General features: G+C 33.3%; 10 protein-coding genes and 1 tRNA gene. 2 read left to right on the forward strand and 9 right to left on the reverse strand.

From position 1 onward, the window contains the following. Nucleotides 1-14 precede the first annotated feature (14 nt). Nucleotides 15-1,196, forward strand: a complete 1,182-nt coding sequence (locus tag SFA27_RS17365) for a phosphatidylinositol-specific phospholipase C domain-containing protein (RefSeq protein ID WP_407293896.1) — start codon at nt 15-17, stop codon at nt 1,194-1,196. 57 nt (nt 1,197-1,253) lie between these two features. On the opposite strand, the gene SFA27_RS17370 is transcribed toward SFA27_RS17365, so the two are convergent. Continuing rightward, on the reverse strand, nt 1,254-1,580 hold the full coding sequence (locus SFA27_RS17370; protein WP_407293898.1) for a winged helix-turn-helix transcriptional regulator: 327 nt from the start codon (nt 1,578-1,580) through the stop codon (nt 1,254-1,256). A 616-nt stretch (nt 1,581-2,196) separates the two neighbouring features. Between SFA27_RS17370 and SFA27_RS17375 the strand changes: the two genes are divergently transcribed. Further along, complete coding sequence (locus SFA27_RS17375; RefSeq protein WP_407293900.1) at nt 2,197-6,897, forward strand: T9SS type A sorting domain-containing protein; 4,701 nt, start codon at nt 2,197-2,199, stop codon at nt 6,895-6,897. Between the two features lie 156 nt (nt 6,898-7,053). Here SFA27_RS17375 and SFA27_RS17380 read toward each other — a convergent pair. The 8 genes from SFA27_RS17380 to SFA27_RS17415 form a co-directional block, all read right to left on the reverse strand. Further along, nucleotides 7,054-7,127 (reverse strand) — tRNA-Asp (locus tag SFA27_RS17380). A 379-nt stretch (nt 7,128-7,506) separates the two neighbouring features. Next, on the reverse strand, nt 7,507-8,607 hold the full coding sequence (locus SFA27_RS17385; RefSeq protein ID WP_047377180.1) for a glycosyltransferase family 4 protein: 1,101 nt from the start codon (nt 8,605-8,607) through the stop codon (nt 7,507-7,509). A 736-nt stretch (nt 8,608-9,343) separates the two neighbouring features. After that, on the reverse strand, nt 9,344-10,450 hold the full coding sequence (locus SFA27_RS17390) for a right-handed parallel beta-helix repeat-containing protein (RefSeq protein WP_052184696.1): 1,107 nt from the start codon (nt 10,448-10,450) through the stop codon (nt 9,344-9,346). Next, complete coding sequence (locus SFA27_RS17395) at nt 10,447-11,532, reverse strand: glycosyltransferase (RefSeq protein ID WP_047377181.1); 1,086 nt, start codon at nt 11,530-11,532, stop codon at nt 10,447-10,449. Before SFA27_RS17395 ends, SFA27_RS17390 begins: the two co-directional genes overlap by 4 nt. Beyond that, a complete protein-coding gene (locus tag SFA27_RS17400) occupies nt 11,507-12,310 on the reverse strand; it encodes an O-antigen ligase family protein (RefSeq protein WP_156118418.1) in 804 nt (267 codons plus the stop codon). The genes SFA27_RS17395 and SFA27_RS17400 overlap by 26 nt, the downstream gene beginning before the upstream one ends. Nucleotides 12,311-12,797: 487 nt before the next feature. Next, nucleotides 12,798-13,817 (reverse strand): glycosyltransferase, encoded by a 1,020-nt coding sequence (locus SFA27_RS17405; RefSeq protein ID WP_052184697.1) that lies wholly within the window; start codon nt 13,815-13,817, stop codon nt 12,798-12,800. Then, nucleotides 13,807-14,802 (reverse strand): polysaccharide pyruvyl transferase family protein, encoded by a 996-nt coding sequence (locus SFA27_RS17410; protein ID WP_047377183.1) that lies wholly within the window; start codon nt 14,800-14,802, stop codon nt 13,807-13,809. The genes SFA27_RS17405 and SFA27_RS17410 overlap by 11 nt, the downstream gene beginning before the upstream one ends. A 2-nt stretch (nt 14,803-14,804) precedes the next feature. Continuing rightward, nucleotides 14,805-16,214, reverse strand: a complete 1,410-nt coding sequence (locus SFA27_RS17415; protein ID WP_407293904.1) for a lipopolysaccharide biosynthesis protein — start codon at nt 16,212-16,214, stop codon at nt 14,805-14,807. Nucleotides 16,215-16,236 lie beyond the last annotated feature (22 nt).

The raw sequence follows: 16,236 nt of genomic DNA on the forward strand, positions 1-16,236 counted from the left end.
TTTTTTTTATTCATATGAAAAAGTATATATATGGAGCTGCATTTTGTATGACAGCACTACTGCAGGCACAGGATAAATGTCAGAATATAAGAATCAATCAACTGCAGGTTGTAGGAACTCATAATTCATACGCTCAGCCGGCTGATCCTAAAGTACTGGATCTGGTAACACCTATCATCAACGGAATGATGCAGAAATACAGCAGTATGATGTCTGAAGAACAAAAAGCCAAATTTAAAGAGTATCATCCTTACGGAATGGACCTGAAAGAGGGATTGAATTATAATCACCCTGACTTCACTGAGCAGCTCAACGCCAATCTGAGAGGCCTGGAAATAGATGTCTATTATGATCCGGAAGGCAGCAGATTCAGTCATCCCGCCACGTATGAGGTATTAAAAACCAAAGGAGTCACTGACCTGGCATCTTTCAGTACAAAAGGCATGGATCAGCCGGGTTTCAAAGTACTGCATATGGCAGATATCGATTTCAGAACTCATTATCCGACTTTGAAAGATGCGCTTACTGCTCTTAAAATATGGTCAGATCAGCATCCCGGACACTCTCCTATTTTTATGATGATCGAAGCAAAGGATTCAGGATTTCCAATTCTTGAAAACAGCACAAAAGTCCTTCCTTTTGATAAAAAAGCCTATGATGATCTGGATGGAGAAATTGTAAAATACCTTGGTAAAGACAAGATCATCACTCCAAAAGAGGTTCAGGGTAAATACCATACGCTCAAAGAAGCTGTAACTCACAATAACTGGCCTAAACTGAACGATAGCAAAGGTAAATTCATTTTTATGCTGCTTCCCGGAAGTGCCGGAACTTTATCTTCAAAAAACAATCCTTATCTCATAGACGGTTCATTAGAAGAAAGAGTCATGTTCCTGAGCAGTGAGCCTGATGATTCTTTTGCAGGATTTATCTTACGGGATAATGCCATCGTAAGACAGAAAGAGATACAGAATCTGGTAAAACAGGGTTTTATGGTCAGAACCAGATCAGATATTGAAACCTACGAAGCTAAAACTAATGATTTTACACGTTCTAAGGCAGCTTTCAACAGTGGTGCCCAGGTTATTTCCACTGATTTTTTCCGTCCGGGAAATACATATGAAACCCCTTATTTTGTACAGCCTCCCCAAAGGAAAGATTATCTTAACAACCCTCTAAATTCTTCATGCAAATAAATAACAAGCCGGTTCTGAGCAGAACCGGCTTGTTACTTTAAAAATAACTTTCCACTTTTATATCAAACCTTCCAATTGTTGAAAAATGGGAATCAATGCTTTTCCTTTTTTAGTAAGATTATATTCTACGTGTAAAGGCTTTTGCCTGATGACCACTCTCTCCAATAAATTCATTTCTTCCAGTTCTCTCAATGCAATGGATAATGATTGTTTATTAGATCCTTCTATATCACGCAGCAAACTGCTAAAACGCAAAGTTGACTTAATTGCCAAACTCAGTATTTCCGGTTTCAATTTCCCTGAAATGGATTTTAAAAGCTTTTGAACAGGACATATTTCTTTACCCTCGGCTGAGGTTTTATTAGTCAGATTTTTTTGACTCATTGTGTGTTTTTTTTAATATCGTATATTTGCAAAAATAATGGTTATTAACAAATTAATACAATTTTACACCCACATTCATTAAAAATACTATAAAAAGCGCAAAAAAATCAATAGAAAATTCTCATTAATATAATATTTATTTTATGATATTTCTTTCTGATTGCCACGGCTGTAAATTTGCATAATTGTATAATTGATTATCCATTATTTTTTATAAAAGCTAAGAACCTAAAAACACAAACATGAAAAAAAAATCTTTATCCCCAATCCGGGCTGCAATATATCCTATTCTACCAGCCTATACTCCGCTACAAAACCACACGTTGCAGACCTGCAATACTCATTTATATCAGAAAACTGTATTGTTTAAAAACTGACCAATATAATCCGGGTTCTCTTATTGTGATTTCGTAATGAAAAAGAAACGGGGTTGTAAAGAATAATCGGCTCTACAAGCCTGACATAACCAGCAATCCTTTGATTTTCAACCACTGTTATTTTAAAGTAGATATGCTTTATTATACTCTTCTATATCTATGATGGGGGAATCTGCAATTACTATAGAATTGAATATAAGTTATTCATAAGATCAAATATTAATCTAAAAAACATGCGTATGAGAAAAAAAACTTTCTTATCAATCTGGGCTGTATTATGCTCAGCAGCATCCGTGTATGCCTTTCCACGAGGTGATACGGATTGGCATTTTAGTAATGCTCCCATTATATTAGGAAGTTACATTCCTGTGACGACCTACAGTTTTGATCTGGATCCTTTAATTGTAATTTCACAAAATGTGAATGAAAAAGGAGCTGTTGTTATGAGCGGCCAGCTCCACAAACCTGTTACCACCAGCGACATTCTGATTTCCGTCAAATATCAGAATGCTCAGGGAGAATGGATCAGTGTGTGGTGTAAGACATTGTATGCGAGCAACCAGTATGATGAAAATCTTAATGCAACATTTGAATTGCCTGCTTCTGTAAACAGTACATACAATTTAAAAGTTGAGCTAGGCTCAGACACAAACAACTTTTCAGACATCACATGGAATAAAGCTGTGAGCCATTACAAATTCGGAGACTATACTGCGGCAGCTTGTGAGCTGGATGAAAATGAATACACAATCCTTTTCACCCCCAAAAAAAGCGGAACAGTATTGTTTAATCCTAACGGAACTGTTTCCGGTGTAAAAGACAGGGTAAAATCACAGCATCTGACAAAGAAACTGGATAATATTGTTCTATCAATCAATGCGAACGGTACGTTAGATAACACTAATGCCAATGCACCAGTCATCAACATTGAAAATCCTGATAATCTCGGTACGATTGCCAGCTCACAGAAATATATCTACCAGGGCAGTGATACAAGCCCTTTTGAGTTTTCTTATCATGATCCTGTTTATGTATTTGCCGGTAAGTTTTCAAGTTCGGGTTTCTTTATTAACTTCAGTAACTGGTTTTTACCTCCTGAGGAGGGTGGAGAGCCCTGGGGCAGAGGATATTTGGATTTCACAAACCCTAATGCTTTAGTTAACAGGTATTACAACCTTTACAATTACATCAACGAGAAACTGACCGACATTATTTCGGATCAAGAGCCTGTAGTTATTGTTGTAAGCAAAATAACAGGTTTCAGGGTATACAAATCTACCGGACAGTATATCACGGTCAATGCATTAAGCAATTATAATACAGTGAATGATTTCGGCTACCCTCCTTTATATGACAAACAGAGAGGACCCGGATCTGAAAATTTCTTTCTGAGCAATACTCCTCAAGCTTCTTTATATGGTATTGGAGCCATCAGAAACAGAAAAGTACGTGCTGACTGGAACGGACCAATGAGACCACTTCCGGAAGTAGAAGCCGAAATCAAAAAATTCATAAAATACGTAGGTATTTTTGGAAATTCAACAGCATATGATTCAGCAGATTGCTCAAATAACTGTTTTGTAATCAACGCCGGAGCACAGCCTGACCATACAGTAGCAGACTGGACCAAAGCCCCCAACAGTTATATTTTTACAGGTAAAGATCAGGATGGCAATAATGTAGACGGATTATACATTCCTGTAAAAAAAGCCTATGAAATGTGGCGAAACGGAAATTATATGAAAGGTATCGACGTACCTTCCGGAACAGTAACAGCTGATGTTTTATGGGAGGATAATATGGGACTGATAAAATCTAAAGAAAATTATACTTTGGATATTATAGACTCAGGTGAAAATGCAAAAATAAAGGTACCTGTCAATAAAGTAAAAAAAGGAAATGCATTGGTTGCTTTTAAGGTAAATGGTGAAGTTTTCTGGTCATGGCACGTTTGGGTAACAGATGACCCAACAAACGGATCTACCTATAAAAGCTATGATGATGTAAAAAGACAATTAAGCGACGGAACTGTGGAAACTATCCCTAATTCCGAATGGGGATGGATGGACAGGAACCTTGGTGCAATCGGAAATTCTTTAACCGGAGCTGGATGGAACAGAAGCGGCGGATTGTTATATCAGTGGGGAAGAAAAGATCCTTTTCCATCGTTAACAAATAATGATGCCAGTTTCTATCAAATAACCGGCAGCTTAGGAAAAATTGTATATGACGATGCAATATCAAGATTAAGATTTACTAACAGTCCTTTTAATGATTATAAGAATTTTAATGAATTAATAAAGTTTGTCAATAAATCAACAGCCAACATAACAGATAATATCAGAGTTTCAGTAAAAAATCCTCTGAGTCTGATCTATGTCAATGACAATGGCACCAATACTTCTCCCCTTTCTACATATGGCACTATTAATACGGTTCCTTATTATTACAACTGGTTTGGGCAGGTTCCGGGGTTACAGACTGATGAACTAAGCAAAGTGAACTTATGGTCTGATAATTCACAGGGAATACAAGCAGTAGATTATACAGTTTCACAACCTTACAGAAATAAATCTTCTTTCGATCCTTGTCCTAACGGCTGGAGATTACCTTCAGTGCTGGTTGCATCATCAACAAAAAATGTAAGAATGGATTTTACGCCTTTCGGGCCTAAAGTAAACAGCCCGCTTTCAGCTTTAAATCTCGGCAGATCAAATATTTTCCCGGGGTTATCTAATCTGAAAACATATCTTGCCGGTATCAAAATATATCCTCAATATGGTTTTGACATGACGAATGTAGGAGGTAACAATATCGGGATATTTCCAGGAACCGGCTGGATAGGCAGAGGAATAAGCGGAGATACCAGATATCATACTAAGGCATCATTCACAGATCAGCTTGAAACCTATTTGTGGACTTCAACAATGACTACGGTTTCTGGTTATTCCTCAGTAGCCAGTGCATTAAGGTTAATTCCATCTTCAGACCAGATAGTGAATGGCTTCAGACCGGATGAAACCAATTACCCGGATGTTTATGGTGTCTACAGCTACAAGCCATCTGATGATTATCCAACTAATAATGCACATGCATGCCGATGCATTAAAGATCCGCTATTTGTAAAAAATAACTACGACTTCAAAACCACTTTCTTCAGTGAATCTGAAACATACAAAGCCGGACTAGATAATCCTAATAGTTATATGATTACAAAATCTACAGCAGATCAGATAATTTCAATTCCGGTGAGTAAAGCTTTTTCTGTACAAAGTAATTATTTAGGCAATACTCAGATTCTGGATACTACAAGTTTTAATGATTTAAAAGCGAATATACTTTGGACAGATAATCCTGCAATGGTAACACAATTGACCTTGGATAATCCATCTTCCAAAGATGGCAATATCAATGTGAAAGTAAACGCCAATCAGTCTGGAAATGCAGTAGTTACTCTACATAATGGTTCAATAAATAATCCTGTTTACTGGAGTTGGCACATTTGGGTAACCAATACCTCTGTAAATTCTTTTACTCATGTAAATGATACTCCAATCGCAACGGATAATTATATGAACTATACTCAGAAAGGAATGATCATGAAAACAACCATCATGGACAGGAATTTAGGAGCTGTTGATATCATGCCGAGCCCTTATAATCCGGGCGCAGCAAATGATGTTAATCAACTTAATCGTTCGCAAGGATTACACTATCAATGGGGTAGAAAAGATCCTCTGCCAATATTTAATAATATAAACGGGACTAAATATAATATATCACTGGGTACTACCAATAATGGCGTTGTAACCTATTCAAACTTTACCGAGGCGAGCTATAATTCAAGTAATATAGTAAATTATGACACTTATAAAGGCAGCATTAACACCAATGATAAAATAGATGTAAGAATAGAAAAAATTCTGGGATATTCTACAGCAAACCCTTTAAAGCTTATGGTACCAACAATTAAGCATCCATCGCGTGGAGCTAATTATGCTAACTATAATCTTGCTTCAGATTGGTTGTTTGATACTAATTATCATGGATTATATGCTGAACGATGGGGATTAGGTGATAAAAAATCTGTTTTTGATCCTTGCCCGAATGGATGGAGAATACCGGAGACTGGTACAGGCCCTATTTATAAACATCCGATTAGTGGTTCTTCTACCATAAAAACCTCCCCCTGGAGTTTTAAAGAAAATTTTGAAACACCAGCGTATAAAGATACAAACGGTGTAATAAAATCCGGTCAGATTGTAGGGAATTCAGAGGCTGGTTATTATGGGGCAACTATTTATAGTAATCTCGCCAGTCCTTATGGTAAAACAGTAGGATTTGTATTTAATAACAGTCTGTATAATCTGGGAAATTATCCGAAAAGTCTTACAAAAGGAGGCAGAAGTGTAATGTATCCTGATGCAGCCATTACATTCCCTTATTCTGGTATTGGTACTTTATCAGGAGGAATCTGGTATGCTAATTTAAATGGAGAATTAACAGGCAGAGCTACTTATATGTCTTTTGATAATTTCTCCAGAATCATGGTAAAAAATGCTGATATTGATCCTTTTGCAGCAATGAGCTGCAGATGTGTGAAACAGGAAGATGATGATACTCCAAGAGGACCGCTGCCAGGTATTCCTGTAACACCAAACACAGGTCTTCAGGCCAGAACGGCTTTCAGTAAATCGGTTATCGAGGAAAAAGTAAAAGATGATAAGCTTGTTTTATATCCTAATCCTGTAAAAGATATCCTGTACATTGAAGCAAAAGACAATAAGGATTATTATTATCAGATTTATAATATGTCCGGACAGCTGATGAAAGAAGGTAAATTTATCAATAAACAAACAGATATTACTTCATTATTGACCGGAGCTTATCTGGTGAGAATTAACAATTCTGAAACTATTGTAAAAATTATTAAAAAGTAAATTATACAACATTACTTTAAAACAATGATGGCTGGAATTTCTTCCGGCCATTTTTATTTATGTTTAGATATGTAGAAAAGTTCTTACCTTTTTGATGATCCTAACTTTTATCAAAGGAATAAATAAAAAAGTCTTCTATTTCTAGAAGACTTTTTGCGATCCGGACGGGACTCGAACCCGCGACCTCCGCCGTGACAGGGCGGCATTCTAACCAGCTGAACTACCGGATCAATTTTTTTTTTTTAAGTAAATTGACAAAACTTCTGCAATCCGGAAGTATTTCTAATTTTAAGAAAAGTCCTATCCATCTGCTTTAAGCTGCTCTCTTATTTACTAAGTCACTTTCGTAAACAATCTAAGAGCGTTTGTTTTTAACTGGTGCAAATATATAGCTTTTTTTAGTTTTTCCAAAGAAACCTATTCCTTTTCTTTTAAAGCTATTGGTAAAATACACATTTTCAAATATAAAAATTTCAGATACAACTGCTGTAAATACTTTTTTAACAGGTTGTGCTGAGAACATTTAAGAAAGTCGACTATAAAAACACACACAAAATCAACATTCTTATTATTTTAAAATACTCTAAAGCACACGCACTTTATTAAATCTTAAGCACGGAATTCTCTTTCTTTAATCAGTTTTTTATACTCGCTTAATATGGCATTCCAGATTACAGACTGCTCGAATCTATCTTCAATCATAGGTCGTGCATTCGTTTTTAATGCCTTGTAATACTCTTTGTCCGAGATCATTTTCTCCATTTCTACCCTAAGGCTCTCACTGTCTTTTACAGGAACAATTACTCCATTCTGATTTTCTACAATGATTTCGTTACATCCATTGATATCAGAAACTATACTTGGCAATTCCATTGCTCCGGCCTGCATCACCACATTCGGGAAGCCTTCACGATAACTAGGGAAAACCAGTGCATCGGAAATCGCAAAATAAGGACGAACATCCTTCTGAAAACCTACAGAGATGATATCCGGATTGTTTTCAATTTCATTTAAAGTATCTGGATTTAAAGGATCCAGCTCTTGTTCCAGGGTACCAACCAACAATAATTTTGAACGCTGCTGATTTTCTTGTTTATTGAAAGCAGAAAACGCTTTTATCAGTTCATTAATTCCTTTGTCTCCCACCAAACGTCCTACAAAAACAAAAACGAAATCTGTGTCTTCTATTTTTAATTCTTTTTTTAGAAGTGTTTTTTTATCTTCTGAAACTTGTTCGGGTGAAAAGAATGAGGTATCAATTCCGTTTGAGGAACCGTTTCCGATTACCTTAAGCTTGTATTTGTCTGCATATTTGTGCTTGATGATATAATCAGACAGCCCTTTTGAATTCGGATATACCTGGGTTGCAGAAGCATAGGTTAATTTTTCAACAAGATCTAAAACCTGACGTTTCATACCCGTTACCTCCATCAATGGCAACCCTGCCACAGTATGCAGCCTGTGAGGAACCCCAGCCATTCTTGCTGCCAGCATCCCTACAATACCTGCTTTAGGAGTGTGGGTATGAACAATTTGCGGTTTCTCTTTTCTTAAAAATCGGTAAGTACTCCACAAAGATTTGATATCCTTAATGGGAGTAATCTTACGAGACATATCAATCGCTATTACATCTATTTCTTCATCTTTTTTCACTTCATCCAACTCCTTCCCTGGTGATGAAACGCCTATTACATCAAAATGTTCTGACATAAACCGATGCTGCCCTTTCAATAAAATCTTCAAAGAAAGCGGCACTGTTGTAATTCGTACTAATTTAGTTTTCAACTTCTTTCATTTTTTTATTATTATTTCTATTAATCCTAGAACTAATTAATAAATTTTTCATAAATCTTTTGTGTGTTGTTGTTTTTACTCATTTATTTACATTTCACTTATTTGTGATTTTTTTTAAGACAATATCATTTATTATGAATCCCTGTTCATCCAAAAAATTGTTCAAACCGAACCAAGTTTTGGATTGACATTGCATCATTTCCAGGAAAATCATTAATTCTCCTGTTTGTATACGTGTTTTTTGAGATTTGATAGCTTTTTGTGGCAGAGATCAATGTGCATCATCCTCACATCTTCGCCAGCTATTTATTGGTAATTGTATACCTTGATATCATCTACATGATATAAAATTTGATTAGATGATTGATTTCATTACTATTTTAATTTACTAATCTCTTTTAAGATCATTAAGGAATATAAATTCCGTATTTATTATACAGAATATTTCAGTGTCAAGTTTCATAAGCAATTTCATTATATTTTAATACTTCCAGGAATATTAAAAAATTTCCATTTCAATTTTTAAGTTTTTTTTAAGCAATAGTATGATAGCAAAAATCTTTCCATTATCACTTTTTTGGGAAAAATTAATATTATTTATAAAATAAATATATTTTACACATTCCTTTTATTTTTTCCAAAGCAAAAGTAATTATTGATTGTATTTTATCTTTTGCTGTGAAAATTTTTGCAGATCAGTTACAATTCCTTTATTATCTTTATTATCTGATTTAAAGTCATTTACCTTCAAATTAATATTATCCAGGGATGAGTTCTTGTATAAGAAATTAAAAGGTATTTTATTGTATTTCAAGTCAATACCTGAAAAAACAATATTCCCCATCAGTTTCTTTTTAGAATCATTTTTCTGGTTAGAATAGGAAATTCCACTTTTTGAATAAAAATCCTTATAGTTTTCAATAACTACATTAACGTTGTTGGCGTCACTATCTCCTCTTAGTCTGGCTAAATAAAAGGCAAGTCCGCTTACTTCATTATTATAGGTTATAATTGATTTTAATGAAATATTTACTTTTTTGTTATCCGGAGTATTAGGTTCTATATCTATACCTGTTTTAGGATTAGCTCCATTCGTATTGGAAACCACTAAATTCTGCAGCAAAATATTGTCACCGCTTATCACAGAAATTCCGTTTCTTCTGTTATTATCAATAAGCCCTCCTATTACAGAAATATTATTGGAGAAACCATTTCCTCCTATATAGATCCCATCTCCCCAACAGTCTTTGATTATAGGATTATAGATTTTAATATTTACAGCATCCTTAATATTTATTCCCATACCCCATTCTCCTGTTTTCCCCATGTGGACAGATCTGTCTCCTATAAGATTAGGATTATATATACTGACATTTTTCTTTCCTGTAATATCAATCATAGCATAACCTTGGCTGCTTGATGCTTTTAATTTTAACTGAGATTTATCATCAAACAACAAAGTAGAATTATCCTTTAGCTGAAGTCCCTTATCATTAATTAAAACAGGAAAATTGGGCAGCAATACCGTTGCATTTTCATTGATTGCTTTTTGAACGTATGCTGTATAATCTTCTGATCCGTCTTTTTTGTAATTATTGGGAAGAAGTTTTACAACTTCAAAAGATTGTGCTTTTAAACTATTGAAAGACGAAGTGACTTCAGTTTTTTTAATATAAGCATCAGGAACATCTTTATAATTAAATTTCCCCTGCGCACACGATAGATTAACTATAAGTAAAAAAATTAGTAGGCTTCTCATAATGTATTATATATTTCACGATAATATTTGGCAATTTCTTCAATAGAGAAATTTGTTGATCTGGAAAGACATTTTTCAGCAGTTGTGTTATAAAAAGATGAATTTGAGTGTAACTTTTTAATTATATCAGCTAAATCCTTTTCTTTTCCTCTATCAAATAATATTCCATACTCTGAAACCACTTCTGAAAGCCCCGGCACATTTGAAGCAACCACAGGCTTATTACAGGCCATACCTTCTACTGCTACGATACCAAACCCTTCATAATGTGATGATACCACTACTACATCGCTCATTTTGATGAGTTCTGCGATATTAGCCTGATTACCTAAAAAAAAGGCTCTATTCTCCAATCCATTATTTTTAACGAGCTCTTTACAGTTTTCTAATTCCGGCCCATCTCCTACGAAAATCGCTTTTACATGAGAAGGTAACAATGAAAGTGCCCTGATCAGGGTAGGCTGGTCTTTTGCAGCTCGGAAACTTGCTACCTGAATTAATAAGAAATCTTCATCAGATACATTATATGCAGCCCGGGAACTGGCGTTTGAATTATAAAATTTATTCAGATTAACCCCATTATTGATAACCTTCATTTTAGATTTAAATTCAGATCCTAAATGTTGAATAAGGTTTTTTTCTGTGGATTCTGAAATACAGATAATAGAATTTAATCTTGAGTAAATAAATTTTTCTATTCTTTTTAAATACCATTTAGATCTCCTGTTGTTTTCGGTACTATGTTCTGTAAATACTACTTTTTGTTTTCGAGAAAAGAAAAGCTTGTACAATACTCCCCAGTATAGTGTAGGAAATAAATGCAAATGAATAATATCTGCATCTGCCACTACTCTATTTATAAAAAAAGGTATCCGGATGTCATACAGGCTTTTTGAAGGAATTACTTCAATCTTTATTTTTCCATTACTTTCTACTTCTTTTTTTAGAGAAGTATCAATATCGTCTAATAATAGCAAATGTATTTCGTCTGAACCTTTCTCAGATAATTCTGCACAAAGGTCAACTACTAATCTTTCAGCACCGCCAAACCTTAAACTATTTATGATGTGATATACTTTCATTATTATTGAGTGTTCCTATAATTAGAATAAGCGGGATAATGATATAATGTGTATTGATAAATGATGCATGAAAATTTCCTCCTACTAGCATCAGTAAGAAAAGGAAAAATAAAATAGGCTGCTTTTTTAAGCCTTTAAACCATACAACAATTACAAATAATAATAGCAGTAAAGTAAAAACGACACCATACTGCACCAGAAAATCTAAAATAAAATTATGGGGCAACATAGATTTTGAAGTCTCACTAAATCCTAAAAATCTGGCGCCAAACCAGAAGTTTTTATAAAAATAGTTCAGGGCGTTCAAATAATTGTCCAGACGTCCGGAGTCATTGGATAGATTGGTTGTTCTGTTTAAAGAATATATATATAATATGGTCTTAACCAGGGGAAAACCTGCAATTAATGATATCACAATTATTTTGATATTCCTCAGGTAAATAAGCAGAAAGAAAATGGCAATAAAAAGTGCTGCTATACCCGATCTTCCAGAGGTTAATACACTGGTTCCAATAGTAAAAAACAACAAAATAATACTCCATTTATAATTAATGATATACTGCTTAGTTAATAATCCATAACATAAAATTAAAGAGACACTTGATAAGTAGATAGATGAAATACTATAATCATAAAACAGACCGGCAAATCCGGTTCTGGACTTACCAAATTGATTCTGAACACCCAGATAATTTATTCCCAGAAGTTTAAAAGACAGGTATTGAATTAATACCATTAAACCAGCTACTGATCCTGCAAAAACATAGAACTTCATCATCGAGGAAACAGTTAATGTGGACATCTTCAACTTGATCAACGCTACTATAATTATTAATAAGAATAACAGCGTTTTTATCAGTGTTTCTACCAAAACTTTCGGATAGTTGGACTGATTAAAGAAATAGACTCCCAAACAAAACAACAATAACCCAAGCCCCAGGACTTGAATAAGCTGATTTTTTTTTGAAGAAAAGCTACTTGTAAGTAATATACAGATAAATAAAAACTGAATAATAATAAAAAGGCTGAAGAAGCTGCTTCCCACCAAAGGGCTGAAACTGAAAGGTAAAGTTAAGATTAGACAAACAGTAAATGCTTCATTAAGGGTAGACTTTTTACGTATACGATTAAAATAAAAAAGAAATAACAGAATAGATAAACCTCCTACTACAATCTGGTTTAAATTAAACATATATAATATGGAAATCACAAAACACATGGATGTACCCATAAGGTAATCTGATTTTGTGAATTTATCTATAGTATTATTTATTTCCAATCTTTTCATTTATCAATTCATATATTCCAAAAAAAGTTGATGAACTCAATGCTAACTTCATTAACTGAGTAAATGGCAACCTTTTTAAATTAAATAATAAAATTTTAAGATATCTTTTACCTAAAACACGATTAACATTGAATTTATTATTCGGGTAATTTGATTTTAGTTCTAAAGACAGTTTCTTAAAAAAGGAAAGAATAAAATCCACTGAAAAGTCTTCAAAACTGATATTTCTAATCTTATCCGATAAAGACAGAATATAAATAAAATCTAATTCTTTTTGATCTAAAACAATATTCTGCTGCTGTAAAGCCAGCTGCTGAATATTGGATATTGTTCTCTTTCTCTGTTCTAACTGGCCGGCACCAATATTGGTTTGGCTATTGGGGGTATCTCTATAATACAACAAAGGCATTCTAAAATTGTACCCTTTACCATATTGCAGAATTTTGATCCACAATTGATAATCTTCAGCATACTTATAATCCTTTTCAAAAAAAAGCTTATTCTCTTTAATAATACCAGCCCTGAACATCACTGCCGGATGGGTAAAAGGTGTACTAAAAATTGAATGTATTCTAATTGAAGTATCATCAACAGGAAGTACACTAAGGTGAAAATGAGAAATAGAATGAGAAAATTCCTTTCTGGATGAACTGCAGATAATATATTCCGGATTCTTCTCCATGAAATCTATCTGCATTTGAAAGCGGGATGAATGGCATATATCATCGGCATCCATTCTGGCAATATATTCACCTTTTGATAATAAAATCCCTTTATTCAGTGTTTCTATTAATCCTAAATTCTTTTCATTTTCAATGTATCTTATCCTTTCATCATTGTAGCTTACTATGATTTCTTTTGTAAAATCTGTAGAACCGTCATTAATAACCAACAATTCAAAGTCTTTAAAACTTTGTGCAAGTATACTGTCTACTGCTGCTCTAAGATACTTTTCAGCATTGTATGCGGGTAAAATTACCGAAATTTTAGGACTCATTCTTTACATAAAGTTTAACATTATTAAAATTCTTCAGCCAGGCATCGTAAAAATTTTTACTTTTCCCATAAACATTATCCAGAATAACAACCTCTTTATCCAATAAGATACTAAGGATTAAACCATGCAAACGGGTGGTATATACTTTATGATATTGATTGATAAACTCTTTTCCGCGGTTGATATGCAGATCCATTCCATTCTTCTTTTTGAATCCATAAGCATTATCAATGATTAAAGAAGAGGCAGGCAGATACTTGATGACTTTTGAAAGCTTACCGTCCAGAGCTTCTACATAATTGGTAATGGTATTCATTCTCTTTGAGGAAGAATTATAAGTTGGCCAATCTTTTATATCATATTCACCTTCAATAATATTCTGAAAAGAATCTTTAATTGCTTCTGCATCAGTTCTGTTCAGATATAAGTTCTTTCTCGTTTCAGGGGAGCTGGTTTTAATATCAGCATCAAAATCTAAAAAGAAAGCCATGTCCGGTGCTAATTTTAATTTTTCTTCATTAAAACTGGCCTTTAAAGTATCATATGAAGGCAGATCTCTTACCAATACATAAAGATCACGATGAGCGTTGAAAACAGCAAAATCTCTTTTTAAATTTTCTTCGCTATTGTAATGCACCGTTTGAGGTAGAACAATAATCCTGTTGTTAGGAAAATTTTCAATAATAAATCTTTTAAAACTTTGGCTTGATTCATATATATCACCAAAGTTTCCTCCTCCATGCAGCAGAATAATTGTCTTTTCAGATTTTATATCACTTTTTTTGAAAGTATATCTGTTATACTGCCCAACACACTTATGTGCTAATGTTTTAAAAAATTCTAATTCTCCTTTCCAAATTAAAGAATCTCCAATATTTCTATGATTAGGTATATCCAGCAGGATAAAATCATTATCAATGAGTGGAGTAAGCTGAGTAGATATTATATTCTTTAATTGTCTTATATTTTCTTTATTGGAATTCATATTTATTTTTTTAGAGAATTTAATTTATTAAAGACTTTTTTAAAAATATCTTTATTAAAATAACCGAACAGTAATAAGGACAATACCGTTAATGATATTGAAATTAAATGACTGCTGTTTATGTATAACAGAATAATTATACTTAAAACCACCAGCATCTGTATGATGAAAGACTTAATATCTATGTCTAATTTCAAAATCTCAGCAGTCTGTCTGTATCTTATAACAAACATAACAAAGAAACTGACGAATGTCCCTAAAGCAGGTGCGTAAAGACCAATATACTTAATAAAAGCCATTGAAATAAATACATTTATCAATGCTCCTATCATACTTGTAATAAAAATCCCCTTCGTTGATTTGGTTTTCAGGTAAATAGCACCTAAAAAACCTGAGATGGACGAGAAGCAGGAGCCAATATACAGGAGGGTGGCATATTTCCAGGATTCATAAAATTTTGAATCAAACAGAACTTCTGTAATTAATGGAGTAGCTGCTATTAAAATGGTTGATAAACCAATATTTACAGCGATATATTTATTAAAAAGCTTTGAAAAAAAAGGGTTATTAGGGTCATTTCCAGCAATTGCCATATCCTGCCAGGCCAGCATAAATACAGTATTAAAAATTGTCAGAATAGCGGGTAATCTTGCAGAAACAGCATAAATACCATTATCTTCTATTGTTAAAAATTTTAAAATAATATATCTGTCTGATGCATTAATAACCCACCAGCTTATGGAATTCAATATTAATGGAAGTGAATAAAATAAGATCTGTTTTTGTAATGAATAGTTGATTTTTATACTGACATATTTCTTAAACAGAAAGCTTACTTTAAACAACATTAATAAAATTGCAATAAAATTACTGATAAAAAGTGCATAAAAGATACCTTGTACCTTATCATGAAATATATCCGTCAGTAAGAAAAGTAAACTAAAAGAAAATATAAAAAAACTATTTATAATTCCTATAAATGAATAGTATCTCGTTAATCCTAACCCTCTTAATATCTGCTGAAAAAAAGGCAATAAACATGAGCTTATAATCAGCAGTGACAATTCTTTCTGGTAAGGAATATGATAGAAAAGCCCAGCCAGATAAAGCAATAATTCAAAGCTGATAAAGGAAATCAATAATAAGATACTACATTGCTTAAATATATTATCTATATAATTTTCTTTTTCGTTTTCTTTGTCCAGAAACCAGCGATAAATTGCCTCATTCATCTGTAAAGAGACAAAAGGAACCAATAAATTGACACTTGTCAGCACTAAGTCATATTCTCCTAATTCTTTTCTGGAAAGGTAGTAGGAGTAAATAGGAATTAATAGAAAAGATAAAATCTTAGATCCAAAATTACCAATTGTATATATTAATGTACTTTTTATTAAAGTATTGCTATTCATTATTATAGTAATAAATATTATT

The sequence above is a fragment of the Chryseobacterium sp. HR92 genome (genome assembly GCF_045689405.1).
Lineage (GTDB): Bacteria > Bacteroidota > Bacteroidia > Flavobacteriales > Weeksellaceae > Chryseobacterium > Chryseobacterium viscerum_A.